The organism is Eubacterium sp. (assembly GCF_057858645.1).
Genome location: NZ_DBLZZO010000008.1, coordinates 22,616 through 38,440, shown reverse-complemented (window position 1 = coordinate 38,440; position 15,825 = coordinate 22,616). Strand labels below are relative to the sequence as shown.

General features: G+C 33.0%; 16 protein-coding genes, 2 tRNA genes and 1 other RNA gene. 3 read left to right on the top strand and 16 right to left on the bottom strand.

Translation table 11 applies throughout. The features are described from left to right. Window positions 1-103: 103 nt before the first annotated feature. The 5 genes from ACZM4J_RS04145 to pyrB form a co-directional block, all read right to left on the bottom strand. Complete coding sequence (locus ACZM4J_RS04145) at window positions 104-481, bottom strand: DUF2085 domain-containing protein (protein ID WP_022165929.1); 378 nt, start codon at window positions 479-481, stop codon at window positions 104-106. Next, on the bottom strand, window positions 471-770 hold the full coding sequence (locus ACZM4J_RS04140; protein ID WP_412622394.1) for a zinc-ribbon domain-containing protein: 300 nt from the start codon (window positions 768-770) through the stop codon (window positions 471-473). The genes ACZM4J_RS04145 and ACZM4J_RS04140 overlap by 11 nt, the downstream gene beginning before the upstream one ends. Before the next feature lie 175 nt (window positions 771-945). Next, entirely contained in the window at window positions 946-2,472 is a 1,527-nt protein-coding gene (locus ACZM4J_RS04135; protein ID WP_022165928.1) for a leucine-rich repeat protein, read from the bottom strand. 318 nt (window positions 2,473-2,790) lie between these two features. Beyond that, window positions 2,791-3,243, bottom strand: coding sequence for an aspartate carbamoyltransferase regulatory subunit (locus ACZM4J_RS04130; RefSeq protein ID WP_022165927.1), 453 nt, complete (start codon window positions 3,241-3,243; stop codon window positions 2,791-2,793). Beyond that, window positions 3,236-4,153: an aspartate carbamoyltransferase gene (gene pyrB / locus ACZM4J_RS04125; RefSeq protein WP_022165926.1), complete on the bottom strand. Its 918-nt coding sequence runs from the start codon at window positions 4,151-4,153 to the stop codon at window positions 3,236-3,238. The genes ACZM4J_RS04130 and pyrB overlap by 8 nt, the downstream gene beginning before the upstream one ends. 117 nt (window positions 4,154-4,270) lie before the next feature. Here pyrB and ACZM4J_RS04120 point away from each other — a divergent pair, with 117 nt between their 5' ends. Then, window positions 4,271-5,095 carry a purine-nucleoside phosphorylase gene (locus ACZM4J_RS04120; RefSeq protein WP_022165925.1) on the top strand — a complete coding sequence of 275 codons (825 nt, stop codon included), beginning with the start codon at window positions 4,271-4,273 and terminating at the stop codon, window positions 5,093-5,095. A gap of 5 nt (window positions 5,096-5,100) precedes the next feature. Here ACZM4J_RS04120 and rnpB read toward each other — a convergent pair. From rnpB to ACZM4J_RS04095, 5 genes are all read right to left on the bottom strand, one after another. Next, window positions 5,101-5,444: RNase P RNA component class A (rnpB, locus tag ACZM4J_RS04115), an RNA gene on the bottom strand. A gap of 45 nt (window positions 5,445-5,489) precedes the next feature. Beyond that, the gene (locus ACZM4J_RS04110) at window positions 5,490-7,145 is read right to left on the bottom strand and encodes a nucleoside kinase (protein ID WP_290987966.1); all 1,656 of its coding nucleotides are present in this window, start codon (window positions 7,143-7,145) and stop codon (window positions 5,490-5,492) included. Further along, a complete protein-coding gene (locus tag ACZM4J_RS04105) occupies window positions 7,138-7,818 on the bottom strand; it encodes a tRNA (adenine(22)-N(1))-methyltransferase (RefSeq protein WP_022165606.1) in 681 nt (226 codons plus the stop codon). Before ACZM4J_RS04105 ends, ACZM4J_RS04110 begins: the two co-directional genes overlap by 8 nt. An 8-nt stretch (window positions 7,819-7,826) precedes the next feature. Beyond that, window positions 7,827-9,587 carry a DNA primase gene (dnaG, locus tag ACZM4J_RS04100; protein ID WP_022165607.1) on the bottom strand — a complete coding sequence of 587 codons (1,761 nt, stop codon included), beginning with the start codon at window positions 9,585-9,587 and terminating at the stop codon, window positions 7,827-7,829. Between the two features lie 20 nt (window positions 9,588-9,607). Then, window positions 9,608-10,615 (bottom strand): deoxyguanosinetriphosphate triphosphohydrolase, encoded by a 1,008-nt coding sequence (locus ACZM4J_RS04095; protein ID WP_022165608.1) that lies wholly within the window; start codon window positions 10,613-10,615, stop codon window positions 9,608-9,610. Window positions 10,616-10,860: 245 nt separating this feature from the next. On the opposite strand from ACZM4J_RS04095, the gene ACZM4J_RS04090 reads away from it, so the two are divergent. After that, window positions 10,861-10,945: transfer RNA gene (locus tag ACZM4J_RS04090), tRNA-Leu, on the top strand. Window positions 10,946-11,099: 154 nt separating this feature from the next. Further along, window positions 11,100-11,185, top strand: a tRNA-Leu gene (locus tag ACZM4J_RS04085). 40 nt (window positions 11,186-11,225) lie between these two features. Here the strand turns inward: ACZM4J_RS04085 and ACZM4J_RS04080 are convergent. From ACZM4J_RS04080 to thrS, 6 genes are all read right to left on the bottom strand, one after another. Next, entirely contained in the window at window positions 11,226-11,570 is a 345-nt protein-coding gene (locus ACZM4J_RS04080) for a DUF4340 domain-containing protein (RefSeq protein WP_022165609.1), read from the bottom strand. Window positions 11,571-11,905: 335 nt separating this feature from the next. Beyond that, entirely contained in the window at window positions 11,906-12,262 is a 357-nt protein-coding gene (rplT, locus tag ACZM4J_RS04075; protein ID WP_022165610.1) for a 50S ribosomal protein L20, read from the bottom strand. A 22-nt stretch (window positions 12,263-12,284) separates the two neighbouring features. Further along, window positions 12,285-12,482, bottom strand: coding sequence for a 50S ribosomal protein L35 (gene rpmI / locus ACZM4J_RS04070; RefSeq protein WP_022165611.1), 198 nt, complete (start codon window positions 12,480-12,482; stop codon window positions 12,285-12,287). Between the two features lie 30 nt (window positions 12,483-12,512). Next, the gene (gene infC, locus ACZM4J_RS04065; RefSeq protein ID WP_022165612.1) at window positions 12,513-13,007 is read right to left on the bottom strand and encodes a translation initiation factor IF-3; all 495 of its coding nucleotides are present in this window, start codon (window positions 13,005-13,007) and stop codon (window positions 12,513-12,515) included. A 389-nt stretch (window positions 13,008-13,396) separates the two neighbouring features. Next, entirely contained in the window at window positions 13,397-13,723 is a 327-nt protein-coding gene (locus tag ACZM4J_RS04060) for a DUF1540 domain-containing protein (RefSeq protein ID WP_022165613.1), read from the bottom strand. Window positions 13,724-13,848: 125 nt separating this feature from the next. Beyond that, window positions 13,849-15,813 (bottom strand): threonine--tRNA ligase, encoded by a 1,965-nt coding sequence (gene thrS / locus ACZM4J_RS04055; protein ID WP_022165614.1) that lies wholly within the window; start codon window positions 15,811-15,813, stop codon window positions 13,849-13,851. Window positions 15,814-15,825: the final 12 nt, after the last annotated feature.

Below are 15,825 nucleotides of genomic sequence, written 5' to 3'. Positions count from 1 at the left end.
TTTTATGCAATAATAGACTATCATTACACAAAAAAGGAATTGGCGATTGCCAATTCCTTTTTCTTTCTATAGTATCTTGAAACTTTCAAAACGCCTCATTCTTTTATCTTAATTTTCTGCCGTATTCAAATCCTATCATTAGGCAATATTTAGTTGAAACAATAAATATCATCATTAATGCCGTTCCAAACAAAAAACCTGTTATTACACGTCTTGTATTTGTACTTTCGTATTTTGTTTTTGCCTGAATAACGCCGTCAATTATTAGTGGGCATAAAAGTGCAACCCAAACACATATATGAATATTTATTAGAAAATAACATCCAAATATTGCACATATCATACCAGCAAGTTCACCTGTACATCTTGCGCATATTGGAAACTGTTTTCCTTTATAGAAAAAAGAACGATCTGAACGTCTATGGCAGCCAAAAATAATTGGTAGCCATTTATAAAACCACTGTTTCATTTTATACGCCAAAAGCTACTCCTGCTCCAACTCCAACAACAACCATTATTATGTACCATAATACTGAAACGCAAACACTAACTAATGCTCCGATTCCTGCTGCTTTTGAATTTTTAGGCTTAGTATCTCTCCATACCAAAAACAAAATCAATCCTACAATTGGAATACAACATCCTAACAATCCCCATCCTATGCTTCCTGTATCATCAGAAGCCGGCTGATTATTATCTGTTGCCACTCCACAATTAGGACATACAACTGCCAAATCATCAATTTCTTTTCCACAATTTTTGCAATACATTTCTTCATCCTCCGTATTTCATAATTTTCTCATTTAGTATATCAATATACTATTTTAGCGGCAATACATTTTGAGCTTTTTGTCATTTTTTGTTACATTTTTACAAACAATGTAATAAATATTTTTATAAATAAAAGTCTTAGTATAATATCCTATGTAAATCGCTACAAACAGTTTATTTAACTATTACTTTGCACTTGGCTTTTTTCCCACCGTCTTTTGTTCTTACCACAATGTAGCATTTTCCTTTTTTTAGTGCCTTTACTTTTCCCTTTGACACTTTTGCGATTTTTTTATTTGTAGTTTTCCATGTCACCATTTTATTTGTAGCCTTGCTAGGTGTAATAGTATATTTAAGTTTATATTTTTTGCCCTTCTTTAACACTAATTTCTTTTTATTAAGTTTTATTTTTTTAACAGAACGAACAGGTGTAGGCATACCAATGCATGTTCTACGTGGCTCAATGTACTCTTGCTTTTTGTATAAATTATAGTTGCTCCAACTATTTTTGTATTTGTTGGAATACCATATTACAACATCATCTTTACCTAAAACAAATTTGCCCAAATCATTTGGTTTATTTCCGCAAAAAGTAACTTTTTCTAAATTACTGCAATTATTAACTGCTCCATCTTCAACTTTTGTAACAGTTATTGGGAATTTTATTCGTTGTATGTTTTTATTTTCGCAAAAAGTATTTTTTGCAATTGTTTTAACACCTGTTTTTACTATAACTTCTATGCCTTGCATTGCAGCTGGATAACATAAAAGGTGTGTTTTGTCCTTATTAAAAAGCATACCATTTTCACTGGCATATTTTTTATTTTTACTGTCTAATGTTATCTTTTCCAAAGATGTGCAGCCTGCAAAACAAGAACTAACACTTGCATTTTTGCCATTAATTCCTTCAACCATATTTCCGTCATTTGTTTCTGCAAGGGATTCAACAGTTGATGGAATTGCTATTTCTTTAAGGCTTTTACAATTAGAAAATGCATATATGCCTATACTTTTTGTTCCATTAGGAATTACAATATCCTTCAAACTTTCACAGCCACTAAAGGCACATACACCAATGCTTTCAAGGCTTTCAGGTATATTAATACTTTCAAGGCTACTACAGCCTTCAAAGACTCCATCACTTAAATCTTTAATACCATTAGCAATGCTTACCCTTTTCAGATTTTCGCATTTGCTAAACACTTTTCTGCCTAAATATTTTACATGCTCAGGTATAACAAATTCTGCTACGTTTTTACCTCTTGGATACAAAAGAATTACTTCTTTGTTTTTGCTATATAAAACTCCATCTTTGCTGGAAAATTCACTGTTATTTTCATCAACAATAATATTTTTCAAGTTGTCGCATCCATTAAAACAAGGAAATGCTTCCCTTGAATTGCTTTCAATATTTTTTATATTCTCAGATAGTGTAATATTCTTTAATGTTTTGCAGTCTGTAAATGTATCTTCTCCAATGGATACAACTTTCTTTCCATCGATTACTGCTGGTACAACCACATCTTCTTCTGTGCCTGTGTACTTCATTATGTATACATTTTCGCCATTTACAACATACTCCCAATTTGATGATGTTAAGGTTTCATTCTCTGTAGCCCTAACTCCTGATAGCAACATTACTATCATTGAAAAAGATAATAACGCACTAATTAAAATTTTTGAATTTAATTTTGCCTTCATATTCTTACCTCCAACTTTGTTTTCTATACTTATATTCATTACATTTATGCTTAATAAACACAATGTCATTTTATAATTTTAGTATTTTTATCCTCCCTCCCAATTTATTTTATAAGCAACTGTCACAATAAATTATATCAGTATAAAATAACACTTAATTAAATTTTTCTTTTCATAAATACTATAACATACTTTCACCTGTTTTTTCACTTTTGGGATAAACGGTACTTTTTTTGGAATGAACGACACTTTTTTCTCTAAAAAAAGAAATCACCGTCAGAAACAGTGATTTCTTCTTGAAATAGTTTATATTAAATTCTATTTACTTTTAATATTCTCCCATAACTTACCCTGCTGCTCTTCACAATACTGGCAACTATAGAGACCATTCTTCTTGTCTGTTAAAATAAATACGTCATCAAGTTCCTGCTCAATTGATGTGATGCATCTTGGGTTCTTGCAATGTAAAACATTTACGATTTTTTCTGGAAGTTTAACTTCTCTTTTTTCAACCAGCTTTCCATCCTTGATAATATCAATTGTAATGTTATGGTCTACAAATCCTAATACGTCAAAATCAACAATATCATCTAATGAACCTTCAACCTTGATAATGTCTTTCCTGCCCATTTTTCCACTGCGGGCATTTTTTATAATTGCCACCTGACAATCTAACTCATCTAAATTCAAATAATGACAAATTGCCATTGCTCTTCCTGCCTGAATGTGGTCTAATACAAAACCGTTGTTTATTGAATCAATGTTAAGCATCCTTTACCTCCAATAATGTTAAAATAAGTGCCATTCTTACATACACTCCATATTGTGCCTGTTTAAAATATACTGCTCTAGGATCCTTGTCCACTTCAACAGAAATTTCATTTACTCTAGGCAATGGATGAAGTACAAGCATGTCTTCTTTTGCCATTTTCATTTTCTTCTTATCAAGTACAAAACTGTCTTTTAATCTGATATAGTCTTCTTCGTTAAAGAATCTTTCTTTTTGTACTCTTGTCATATATAATAAATCTAACTCGCCAATAACATCTTCTAATTTGGCAACTTCCTTATATTCTGCTCCGGCTGCCTCAATTCTCTCAATGATGTATTTTGGTACTTTTAATTCCGGTGGAGAAATAAGAACAAACTTCACATTGTCATATCTTAATAATGCATTGATTAATGAATGTACTGTTCTACCAAATTTCAAGTCGCCACACAATCCAATGGTGATGTTGTTTAATCTTCCCTTTAAAGATTTAATAGTTAACAAATCAGTTAATGTCTGTGTTGGATGCTGATGTCCACCATCCCCTGCATTAATTACAGGTATTGAAGAATTGTTTGCTGCTACTAAAGCTGCTCCTTCCTTTGGATGTCTCATTGCCACAATATCCGCATAGCATGAAACAATTCTAATTGTATCTGCCACACTCTCGCCTTTTGAAGCCGAACTTGATGTTGCTTCTGAGAATCCAAGAACGCTACCGCCTAAATTAAGCATTGCCGCTTCAAAACTTAAACGTGTTCTTGTACTTGGTTCATAGAACAATGTTGCTAACTTTTTGCCTTTACAAGCTTCTTTGTACTTTTCTGGGTTTTTCTCAATGTCATTGGCAAGACTTAATAACTTGTCTATTTCTTCTACTGAAAAATCCAGAGGATTAATTAAATATCTCATTTCACCCTCCAAAACTATTTATTTTTCGCTATTAAGATGATACATTATAGACAATGAATATTCAAGGTTATACACAATATTTTTAGACATTTTTTTGCACTTTTTATGGAGGATATTATGATTAATGATTTAGACATATTAGAAACTTATATCAACATTATTAAGAAACAGACTTCCCTAGTACCTGATATAGCAATTATATTAGGTTCAGGTCTTAATTCTTTTATAAAAATGGTTAATATAGATGCTGAGATTTCCTATTCTTCTTTACCTGATTTTCCTACCTGCACTAACAAAATGCATAAAGGACGTTTTATTATAGGAACTATTGAAAATAAAAATGTAATTATTGCAGATGGCAGACTGCACTACTATGAAGGTTACACTCCTAAACAGGTTATTATGCCTGTTCGTATAATGAAACTTCTAGGGGCAAAAACACTTGTTATTACAAATGCTGCCGGTGGAATAAATGAGAATTTTGAACCAGGGGATTTTATGGTTATAAAAGACCAGATTTCTTCATTTGTACCTTCTCCATTACGTGGATATAACATTGAAGAATTAGGACCTCGTTTTCCAGACTGTTCAAACATATACGACACTGACTTAAGAAATCTCCTTAAGGAATGTGCAGCTAATCTTAATATTCCTATAAAAGAAGGAGTTTATCTTCAAACTCAGGGGCCAAACTACGAAACTCCTGCAGAAATAAAAATGTACAAACTGCTCGAAGCTGATGCTGTGGGTATGAGCACCTCAATGGAGGCAATATGTGGAAGTCATTGTGGATTAAAAATTTGTGGTTTAAGTTGTATCACCAACAAAGCTGCCGGTCTTTCTGATAATAAACTTTCTGACGATGAGGTAATTGAAATAGCTTCAAAATCCGCTAACGATTTCTGCAGACTTTTGTTTAATTTTATAAAGAAATTAGATTAACAATAAAAATGAGTAAGGCTGTAAGCCGGGTTATGTCTTGGATAATCATCTATCTAGGCTAAATGTTGCCACTTAGCTCAAGCAACCTACCCGAAAGCTGGCGGGCAACCAATACTTTCTGCTCGGTCTTGCTTCGGATGGGGTTTACACTGACCTTTAATGTTACCATTAAAGCGGTAGTCTCTTACACTACCATTTCATCCTTACCATTGCTGGCGGTTTAATTTCTGTTGCACTTTCCTGGGAGTCACCTCCACCGGCCGTTAGCCGGCATCCTGCCCTGCGAAGCCCGGACTTTCCTCTCCTGCGTCCTTTCGGCAATAGCAGCAGCGATTATCTACCTTACTCACAATTATCTAAATTATCATACTTTAAAAATTAATTCAATACTTATCTAAACAGGAAATACACTTCCTCCAACAAATTCACTTAATATTGAATTACTTGGAACATTTTCTTTTGGTATTCCCAAAATATAATCTAAGAACTTAAGAAGTCTCTTTGCCTCTAAATATTCCTCTGTATCTTTTGGTACGCCAAACAATTTAGGTTCTGCAAAAACTTTTAACACTGATAATTCATAAACCATTGCAGAATTAAATATTGCATCGGCACTATCCTGAAATGGAAAAATATATTTTTCCTCTCCTAGTCTTACCTTGTTCCATCTTTCAATAGATGTTTTAGCTGATATATTTCTTGTTCTGCTGTCTCTTACAATTCTTCTAAGTAATCTTAAATCAGAAGATGAAATTCTATTATGTTCATCAACATTTATAGGTGTTAATGCGCTAACTCCTATTCTGTATTTTTTCTCTTCAGGAATACTGTAAGATAACTTGTCATTTAAACAGTGTATGCCCTCAATTATTAAAACCGAATCATCTGTGAGAGTTATTGTCTTTCCATTAAACTCTCTCTTTCCTGTTACGAAATTAAACTCGGGCATCTCTACTGTCTCACCATTTGCAAGCTTAGTTATATGGTCATTAAATAACTCAATATCAACAGCTTCTAAAGCTTCAAAATTAAGTTCACCATTTTCATCCTTTGGAGACTCTTCTCTGTTTACAAAATAGTTATCTGTAGATATTATTTGTGCCTGAAGTCCCTGCGCCATAAGCTGTATTGCAAGTCTATGAGCAAAAGAAGTTTTGCCTGAAGATGAAGGGCCTGCAATTAGCACAACCTTAGCTTCTTCCCTTGACGCAATATCTGATGCGATGTCTGCAATTTTCTTTTCCTGTAAAGCTTCCTGCATCATCATAATATCGTTAATTGAACCATCTACTATTTTGTCGTTAATTTCTCCTATTGTTGAAACACCTAACTTTTCCGCCCACTTTTCTGATTCCTCTAAAGCTTTGACAACTTTGTTTTGAGGTGTAAACTCTGGCACATGTTTTGGAGATTCTTTTACCGGCATTTGAAGTACAAAACCTTCGTTATATGGGATTAATTTATAATATTTAAGAATACCTGTAGAATATGCCATATAACCGTAAAAATAATCCTCAAAACCTTCCATTTTGTAAATTTTTACAGATGAAGCTCTTCTGTATTTAAACAAATTAACCTTATCCTTCATTCTGTATCTTTTAAACTTACTGATGGCTCTGCCTGTTGACATAACCTCTTTTGTTATAAGCATGTCACGTTTAGCCAGACTATCCATTTCAGTTTTTAATTTTCTTAAAAACTCGTTGTTAATCTGTATGCCGCCATTTATTTTACAGTAATAGCCTTTGCTGACAGAATACTCTACCGAAATATCATCAAAGGCACTATGGTCTGCTATTTTGTAAAAGGCTTTTATCATCATAAAAACCATGCTTCTTCTATAACATTCCATACCAATATGATTTGCTGTTGTAATAAAAGATACCTTGCTGTTATCAATTAAAACTTTTGACAATTCACAAAGTTTTCCATTGCACACTGCAAGTATAATGTCATTTTCATAATAGTCACCAAAATCCTTCGCTATTTCGTACAAAGTGGTTCCGTCTTCATATTCGTATACAACATTTGAAATTTCCACATCAATCATAATATTTTCTACCTTCCTGATTCATTTCTAAAATTTCCTCAACCTTGTGCAAATTATCACTTTTTTCTTTTTTCATATTTTCTGCAATTTTAGAAAACTTTTTATACTCTTTTTCCAAATATTCTTTTAAAACAGGATTTCTATTTTCCAAAAGTAATTTGCCATATTCTAATTGAACTTTTGAATAATCATTTTCTGTTTTATCACATTTCAGAGCTTTTATTACCGTATAATATTTTCCAACATCAAATACCATGGCTTCATCAACAATCTGCCAGTTATTTTCTAACAGATATTTTCTTACCAAATCGACTCTTTTATGGGGAGACAGGACTAATTCTTTTATTCCTTTTATGCTCTTTCCATTTTCAAGTATTGATACAATCAAATCGCCACCCATACCGGCTATGACTGCGGTATCAATCATATTATCCTTTAGCTTTTCCATGCCATTTGAAAGAATTGTTATTATTTTTTGCTCAAGACCTTTTTCCTTAATATGTTTGTTTGCAATGTCTAAAGGTCCCTGATTGATGTCCATGGCATACGCCTTATCTGTTATGTTTTCTTCCACCAGATAAATAGGCACATACCCATGGTCTGTGCCTATATCTGCAATTATATTTCCTTTTGTAACCATACCGGCTACTGTCTGCAATCTTTTTGATAACATATATTTTCCTAACTTAATGTAATGTGTATTTTTTGTAACATACTTTGTTCTTTTATAATATTCTGAAGGTCAGAAATATCTGTAGCGTTTCTTGCCCTGTAATCAAGACTTTCTTTTTTTATTTTATGAACAGCATCATTAATTGCTCTCTCCTGCTCATCAAGGCTTAAATTAGCCCTAATTGGAGAAACAAATAACTGGGCAACCTTCTTATGTTCTTCTTCATCTTCAAAATAATTCATTATCTGTGCAGGTTTTCCCTGGCCGCTCTCCATCTGTTCCCAAAACAGTGATGCCACCTTATTGTAAAAAGGGTCTACAAAATCTTTTGGCGAGATAACCTGAGCCACTTTCATAAACCAATTATTTTTATCAAGTAAATATGCCAGCAAAATTCTTTGAGCACTTATTGATGCATCTTCTTTCTTTGTCTGCTTTGAAACTGCAGGCTCCTTTTCAACTTTTTCTTCTTTTCCAACATAAGTAAGACCAATCTTTTTAACTAATTTAGACAAACCTTCTTTTGGAATTTTGAAAATAGAACAAACAGAATCTAAATAATTGTCTCTTTCTATTTCGTCTTTAAATTCCAACAGCATTTCAGCTACCTGCTTGTGGAAAGCTGTTTTTTCCTGTGGATCATTTAAATTGTATTTCTTCTGTTCCTGCTCAACCTGGAATATAAAGAAATTAGTTGCATTCTTAATTCTTTCTTCGTAAGCATCCCTGCCTAATGCCTTTATAAACTCATCAGGATCTTTGTAGGGTTTCATGTTAAGAACTTTTATTGCAAGCCCTGCATCCCTTAAATAAGGAATTGCTCTTAATGCTGCCTTAATACCTGCCTCGTCACTGTCAAAAGTTAAAACAACTTCCTTGACGTATCTTTTTATTAAAGTTGCATGTCTTTGTGTAAAAGCTGTTCCAAGGGCTGCAACTGCATTGTTAAAACCTGCCTGATGTAAACTAATAACATCCATGTAGCCTTCACAAATTAAGAAATAATCTTTTCTGGAAGACCTGGCAACATTTAGTCCATAAAGGTTTCTGCTTTTATCAAAAACTTTGGTTTCCGGAGAATTTAAGTATTTTGGCTTTGCATCTCCCATAACTCTTCCACCAAAGGCAATAACCCTGTTATTTGCATCCATAATCGGAAACATTACACGATTCCAAAACTTGTCTGTAACACCTCTTTTTTCATCGTAAGTAAACAAGCCTGTTTCACGTAATTCATTATCATTATAGCCTTTTTTCTTTAAATACATATAGAGATTGTTACTGTATTTATCAGAATAGCCTAAACCAAATTTGACAATAATCTCATCTGATAACTGACGTCCCTTTAAGTAATTATATGCAAGTTTTCCTCTGTCTGATTTTAGAAGATAATGAAAATACTTGGCTGCTTCTGTGTTAATTTCTATTATTTTTGTTTTTAAATCTTTTTCTCTTCTCTGCTCTTTTGAGTATTCCATCTTCGGAAGTTCAACTCCGGCTCTATTAGCCAAAACTTCCATTGCCTCAATAAAGGTGTAATTTTCATATTTCATCAAAAAAGATATTACATTTCCACCTTCACCACATCCAAAACAATAATACATCTGTTTATTAGGAGACACTGAAAAAGAAGGTGATTTTTCGTTATGAAAAGGACAAAGTCCAAAATATGAGCTTCCCTTTTTTTGTAATTTTACATAATCACCTATTACTTCTACTATATCGTTTTCAGTTCTTACCTGCTCTATAATATCTTCTGAATAAAACAATTTTTCCTCCGTAAGCTATTTTAAAGTTCCCAAGACTTTGGAATAAATATTTTCTTAAAAGCAGCAACAGAATACTGGTCACTCATTCCTGCTATGTAATCACACACCACCTGCTCTTTGTTCTCACCTTTTTCATTAATAAGGTATTTATATTCAGGTGGTAAATATTCTATGTTGTCTAAGTAATAATAAAATAGTTGTTTTAACATTTCTTTTACTTTTATTTCTTCTATTTTTGCAACCGGATTGGTATATACACTCTCAAACATATATTGTCTAAGCCCCATCATTGCTTCCTCTATCTCTTGGGACATTAATATATCCGGCTTATCATAGCTATTCTTCACTATATCGTGAACTAAAGTGTTTAATCGTTCTTTTGTAGACTTTCCTAAAATCTCTGTATAAGCCTTAGGAATATCATTTTCAGTTATGATTTTGCCTCTTATGGCATCATCTATGTCGTGATTAATATAGGCAATCTTATCTGACAGTCTTACAACTTTGCCTTCTAAAGTATGTGGAGTACCTGACGTTCTGTGATTAAGTATTCCATCACGAACTTCTTTTGTAAGATTAAGTCCTAAACCATTATTTTCTAAAACTTCAACCACTCTGATACTTTGCTTTGCATGCGCAAAACCTAATGAACAGACTTTATTTAAAGTTCTCTCTCCTGCATGACCAAATGGTGTATGACCTAAATCATGTCCCAAAGCAATTGCTTCAGTTAAATCCTCATTTAAATCTAAGGACTTTGAAATAGTTCTTGCAATCTGAGACACTTCCAATGTGTGGGTTAATCTTGTTCTATAATGATCTCCCATTGGTGCCAGAAAAACCTGTGTTTTGTGTTTCAGTCTTCTAAAAGCCTTACAATGTATAATTCTGTCCCTATCTCTTTGATAGACAGTTCTTATGTCACATTGAGCCTCTTCTCTGTCCCTACCCATACTCTCACAGCTCTTCGCTGCGTAAAGACTTAAATATTCCATTTCCATTTTTTCATTTTTCTCTCTGATATTCATAATATACCTCCGAAAAATGTGCCATCCTTAAACAATACTTAATTTGAATCATTAAATTTCCGTTATAAGCCTGCTTGCCAAAAAATTCCCCAATTAATAGTAATTATACAACAAAAACACACTTTATAAAAGAGCTGCTTCAAAGCCTTAATAAAATCTTTTTTTAATTTTTTCATCTTTTTTGTAAAAAATTGTTGACACACTTAAAAACACATGGTATTATATGTCTTGCGTTTGAAACGTATGCGGAAGTGTCGGAACTGGCAGACGAGCAAGACTAAGGATCTTGTGATCAATGCGATCGTGTGGGTTCAAGTCCCATCTTCCGCATTTTATTTTTTTGTTACCTTGACTTATCAAGGTATTTTTTTTGCTTATTTTTAAGTATATTAACATATTTGTACTTGCTTTTATAAATATTTACTCTTGATATTTTCTCTAAAATGTAGTAAATATTTATATGAATCAAACACTAATATGCTTGGCAGCTATGGCGGAATTGGCATACGCGCATGATTCAGGTTCATGTCCATATTATCTTGGGTGTGGGTTCAAGTCCCACTAGCTGCATAATAAGAGTTGTTATAACTCAAAAAGCCACAGCTATTTTTTAGCTGTGGCTTTCGTTTAAATCAGAAGATACAGTATACACATTATCGTCTCCCTTAACCATCACATAATAACGCGTTGAATCATACGGATTGACACTTCCAAAATAAATTTCGTAGTTTTTACCATTTGAATCTGTTACAGTAATGTTATTTGTACTTCCTGTAATTTCTTCGTTCTTTTTGGTAAAGCCATAATACTTTATATCACTGGGACTGCTTATTTTATCAGAAGCATCCATTTCCACTAATTTTGATAGCATTTCAGAGTTTATTGTACTTCTGCTTACATTTACTAATGAATCACTTTCTATGGTCCATTTTCCACCATTATTTGTTAATTTCATGTTTTTCTTTCTTTTTCACATGACTATCCATCAAAAAATATCCACCTACGAAAACTACAAGTAAAACAATTACAACTATAACTTGCCCAGGTTTCATTAGATGTAACAACTCCGGCAAGTAAATTAACAAAAATCGTAATAACAACTACAATTGCTATAAAGCTGCCGCTGAAGCTTCGTTACCGGCGCGTGCCTATTTAGCAACATTTTTCCATTCGTGCGAGTACGCATCCATAGTGGAACGTTTTTTATGTAATAAGAAATTCTGAAGTAATTTCTTATTACACAAAAAAAAAGAAGACCTTTCGGTCTTCTTTTTATAAGAATAATAAAACTTATGCTAATTTTCCTTTAGCTACGTCTACTAATTTTGCAAATCCTTCTGCATCATTAACAGCCATTTCAGCTAACATTTTTCTGTTCATTTCAACTCCAGCAAGCTTAAGTCCATACATGAACTTGCTGTATGAAAGACCATTGATTCTAGCTGCAGCATTGATTCTTGCAATCCATAACTGTCTGAACTGTCTCTTTCTCTGCTTTCTACCTGCGTATGAGCTTGTTAATGCTCTCATAACAGACTGCTTAGCTACTCTGTACTGTTTTGATCTAGCTCCTCTATAACCTTTAGCTAGCTTTAATACTCTATTATGTTTCTTTTTAGCGTTCATTCCGCCTTTAATTCTTGCCATTTCTTCTTCCTCCTACTTCAGATTATAAATAAGGTAAAATCTTCTTCATATTCTTTACATTTGTAGCATCAGTTGTTGTTGCTTTTCTAAGATTTCTCTTTCTCTTAGCTGTCTTCTTTGTTAAGATATGTGATTTGTAAGCTTTATTTCTTTTAAGCTTTCCTGTTCCTGTCTTTTTAAAACGTTTTGCAGCTGCTCTGTTTGTCTTAATTTTTGGCATGATTAATTCCTCCTTAAATATGTTAAAAGCTTAACGCTTTTTTTCTAAAAACATTGTCATGTTTCTGCCTTCAAGTTTTGCCGCCTTGCTTACCTGAGCAATATCCTCAAGCATCTTTGCAAAGTCGTCTAAAACATGTGCACTACTACCTATATGAGCCATTTCTCTTCCTCTAAAGCGTAAAGTTACTTTGACCTTATCACCTTTTGTGATAAATTTTCTAGCATTGTTTGCCTTAGTCTTTAAATCATTCATTTCAACGTTTGGTGAAAGTCTGATTTCCTTAGTTTCAACAACATGCTGTTTCTTCTTTGCTTCTTTTTCTCTCTTCTGTTGCTCATATCTGAACTTTCCATAGTCCATGATCTTGCATACAGGAGGTTTCGCCTTTGGAGCAATTTTGATGAGGTCAAGTTCTGCTTCGTCAGCTAATTTCTGAGCATCTCTGGCAGACATAACTCCCAACTGTTCTCCATCTGTTCCAATTACGCGGACTTCTCTGTCTCTAATCTGTCCGTTGATCATTAACTCGCTAATAGTATTGCACCTCCATAAATAATTCTTTATGATAGCAGACTATCAAAAAAGTGGATAATCTGCACAGACTATCCACTAAATAATTTCAAAATTAATATTAAACCTCGATTCGCCTTTGCGTCTGGGTGAGAGTGGATAACTCTGCTTTCTTTTCTCAACAGACAATATGTTATCATTTATGAATAACATTGTCAACAACTTTTTAAAAAAATTACAACTTTTATGAAAATTCTAACTTTTTAGATATTTCTAATTAATTTACAATTTCCAAAATTTATATTTTTTATTTTACCCAACCTAGATTATAACACATATTTATCAAAAAATTATAGGTAAAACATTATAGAAATAATCTTTTTAAAATATTTCTTTTTAACTTAGCAGGTACATTCAAAACTACAACATTCTGTTTGGCTCTGGTGTGTTGCACCATTTCCATCAATTGTAATTTCCTTTGCGTGACACATACAATTATCATTATAAGTGCAATGTACCGCATCGCATTTTACGTCCATTTTTGTTTCCGGACCGCAGTTACAATGCTCAACTGTATTTGTCATACTGTTAGTTTTTTCTCTAAAATCTTCACAATATGTGGCATCCATAATTGTGGCATCTGTACCTCCAATTTGTATACCATCCTTGCAGCATTTTGAACTTTTGTTAAAATAACAATTTTTAACATCACAATTTAAAACAGTCATAAAAAACCTCCATACTATTTATTTTCGGAAAACCGATTATTAATAGTATGGAGATTTCTTTTACTTCTATTCAAAAAGCCTAAATACTTTTTTTAACAAAAATCTTATTTTTCTATTTTTGTTTATTATTTTTGATTTTCTTTGAACTCTTCTTTTCTAATTTCTTTTGTATCAATTTCCTTGCAAATCTGATTAATGAAATCATCAAGAGGTTTTACACCTTCATCGCCTGCAAATCTGCTTCTTACTGAAACAGTACCGTCTTCTTCCTCCTGCTGTCCAACAACTAACATGTATGGAAGTTTATCAAGACGTGCTTCACGAATCTTGTAACCAATCTTTTCTGAACGTGAATCTACAGTTACATCTACATGTCTTTCCTTTAATGCCTTTGCTACTGACTGAGCATATTCTTCATATTTTTCTGAAATAGGAAGAACTCTTACCTGTTCAGGGCATAACCATGTTGGGAACTTACCTGCATATTTTTCAATTAACCATGCTAAAGTTCTTTCATAACATCCCATAGATGTTCTGTGAATAATGTATGGTCTAACTTTTTCACCGTTCTGATCCACATAGTACATATCAAACTGTTCAGCTAATAAAGCATCCCACTGAATTGTAATCATTGTATCTTCTTTTCCGTATACATTCTTTGCATTAATATCTACCTTAGGTCCATAGAAAGCTGCTTCTCCAACGTCTTCTGTGTAGTTTATACCAAGTTCGTCTAAGATATTTCTAATATCCTGTTCTGTTTCATTCCAAACATCTGCATCACCAATGTATTTTTCCTTGTTTTCAGGATCCCATTTTGACAGATGATATGTTACATCTTCTTCAACACCTAATGTTTCCAAACAATATTTTGCAAGTGCAAGACAACCCTTGAATTCTTCTACCATCTGATCAGGACGAACAATTAAATGTCCTTCTGAAATTGTAAACTGACGTACACGTGTTAATCCGTGCATTTCTCCTGAATCTTCATTTCTAAATAATGTAGATGTTTCACTGTATCTACATGGCAAATCTCTATATGATTTCTGACTTGCTTTATATACATAATACTGGAATGGACATGTCATAGGACGAAGAGCAAGAACTTCTTTGTCATTTTCCTTATCTCCTAACACAAACATTCCATCTGTATAATGATCCCAATGTCCTGAAATCTTGTATAAGTCTGACTTAGCCATAAGTGGAGTCTTTGTTCTCATGTAGCCCCATTCGTTATCTTCTAAGTCTTCAATCCATCTTTGCATTTTCTGAATAATCTTTGTACCCTTTGGAAGTAGCAAAGGTAATCCCTGACCAATAACATCTACAGTTGTAAATAATTCCATTTCACGACCAAGCTTGTTGTGATCTCTGTTCTTCTGGTCTTCTAACATTTCAAGATATTCATTTAAAGCATCTTTGTTGTCAAATGCTGTTCCATAAATTCTCTGAAGTCTTGCATTGTCTGAATTACCTCTCCAGTATGCCATTGATGATGATGTAAGCTTAAATGCCTTAATTGGCTTTGTACTCATAAGATGTGGTCCTGCACAAAGGTCTACAAACTCACCCTGACTATAAAATGAAATTGTTGAATCTTCAGGTAAATCTTTAATTAACTCTACCTTGTATGGTTCATTTCTATCTTCCATATATTTAATTGCATCTTCTCTTGGAAGTGTAAATCTTTCAAGTCTTGCTCCTGACTTGATAATTTTCTTCATTTCTTTTTCGATTTTATCTAAATCTTCTCTTGAAAATGGTTCACTGTCAAAATCATAATAGAAACCATCATCAATTGAAGGTCCAATTGCTAATTTAGCTTCAGGGAAAAGATTTTTAACAGCTTCTGCTAATACATGTGATGCTGTATGTCTATAAGCAGCCTTACCTGCTTCATCTTTAAATGTTAAAATATTTAATGTACAGTCCTTATCAACAGTTGTTCTTAAATCTACAACTTCTCCATCTACTTCTCCTGCACATGCAGCTCTTCCTAATCCTCCTGAAATATCAAAAGCTATATCGTTTACTGTCATTGCTTCTGAATATTCTCTTACTGATCCATCTTTTAATGTAATTTTCATGTTTCCTACTTA

Coding starts and splice junctions, on each gene's coding strand:
- ACZM4J_RS04140 (WP_412622394.1), bottom strand. CDS start 770: ATGTATTGCAAAAATTGTGGAAAAGAAATTGATGATTTGGCAGTTGTA.
- ACZM4J_RS04135 (WP_022165928.1), bottom strand. CDS start 2,472: ATGAAGGCAAAATTAAATTCAAAAATTTTAATTAGTGCGTTATTATCT.
- ACZM4J_RS04130 (WP_022165927.1), bottom strand. CDS start 3,243: ATGCTTAACATTGATTCAATAAACAACGGTTTTGTATTAGACCACATT.
- pyrB (WP_022165926.1), bottom strand. CDS start 4,153: ATGAGATATTTAATTAATCCTCTGGATTTTTCAGTAGAAGAAATAGAC.
- ACZM4J_RS04120 (WP_022165925.1), top strand. CDS start 4,271: ATGATTAATGATTTAGACATATTAGAAACTTATATCAACATTATTAAG.
- ACZM4J_RS04110 (WP_290987966.1), bottom strand. CDS start 7,145: ATGATTGATGTGGAAATTTCAAATGTTGTATACGAATATGAAGACGGA.
- ACZM4J_RS04105 (WP_022165606.1), bottom strand. CDS start 7,818: ATGTTATCAAAAAGATTGCAGACAGTAGCCGGTATGGTTACAAAAGGA.
- ACZM4J_RS04095 (WP_022165608.1), bottom strand. CDS start 10,615: ATGAATATCAGAGAGAAAAATGAAAAAATGGAAATGGAATATTTAAGT.
- ACZM4J_RS04080 (WP_022165609.1), bottom strand. CDS start 11,570: ATGAAATTAACAAATAATGGTGGAAAATGGACCATAGAAAGTGATTCA.
- rplT (WP_022165610.1), bottom strand. CDS start 12,262: ATGGCAAGAATTAAAGGCGGAATGAACGCTAAAAAGAAACATAATAGA.
- rpmI (WP_022165611.1), bottom strand. CDS start 12,482: ATGCCAAAAATTAAGACAAACAGAGCAGCTGCAAAACGTTTTAAAAAG.
- infC (WP_022165612.1), bottom strand. CDS start 13,007: ATGATCAACGGACAGATTAGAGACAGAGAAGTCCGCGTAATTGGAACA.
- ACZM4J_RS04060 (WP_022165613.1), bottom strand. CDS start 13,723: ATGACTGTTTTAAATTGTGATGTTAAAAATTGTTATTTTAACAAAAGT.
- thrS (WP_022165614.1), bottom strand. CDS start 15,813: ATGAAAATTACATTAAAAGATGGATCAGTAAGAGAATATTCAGAAGCA.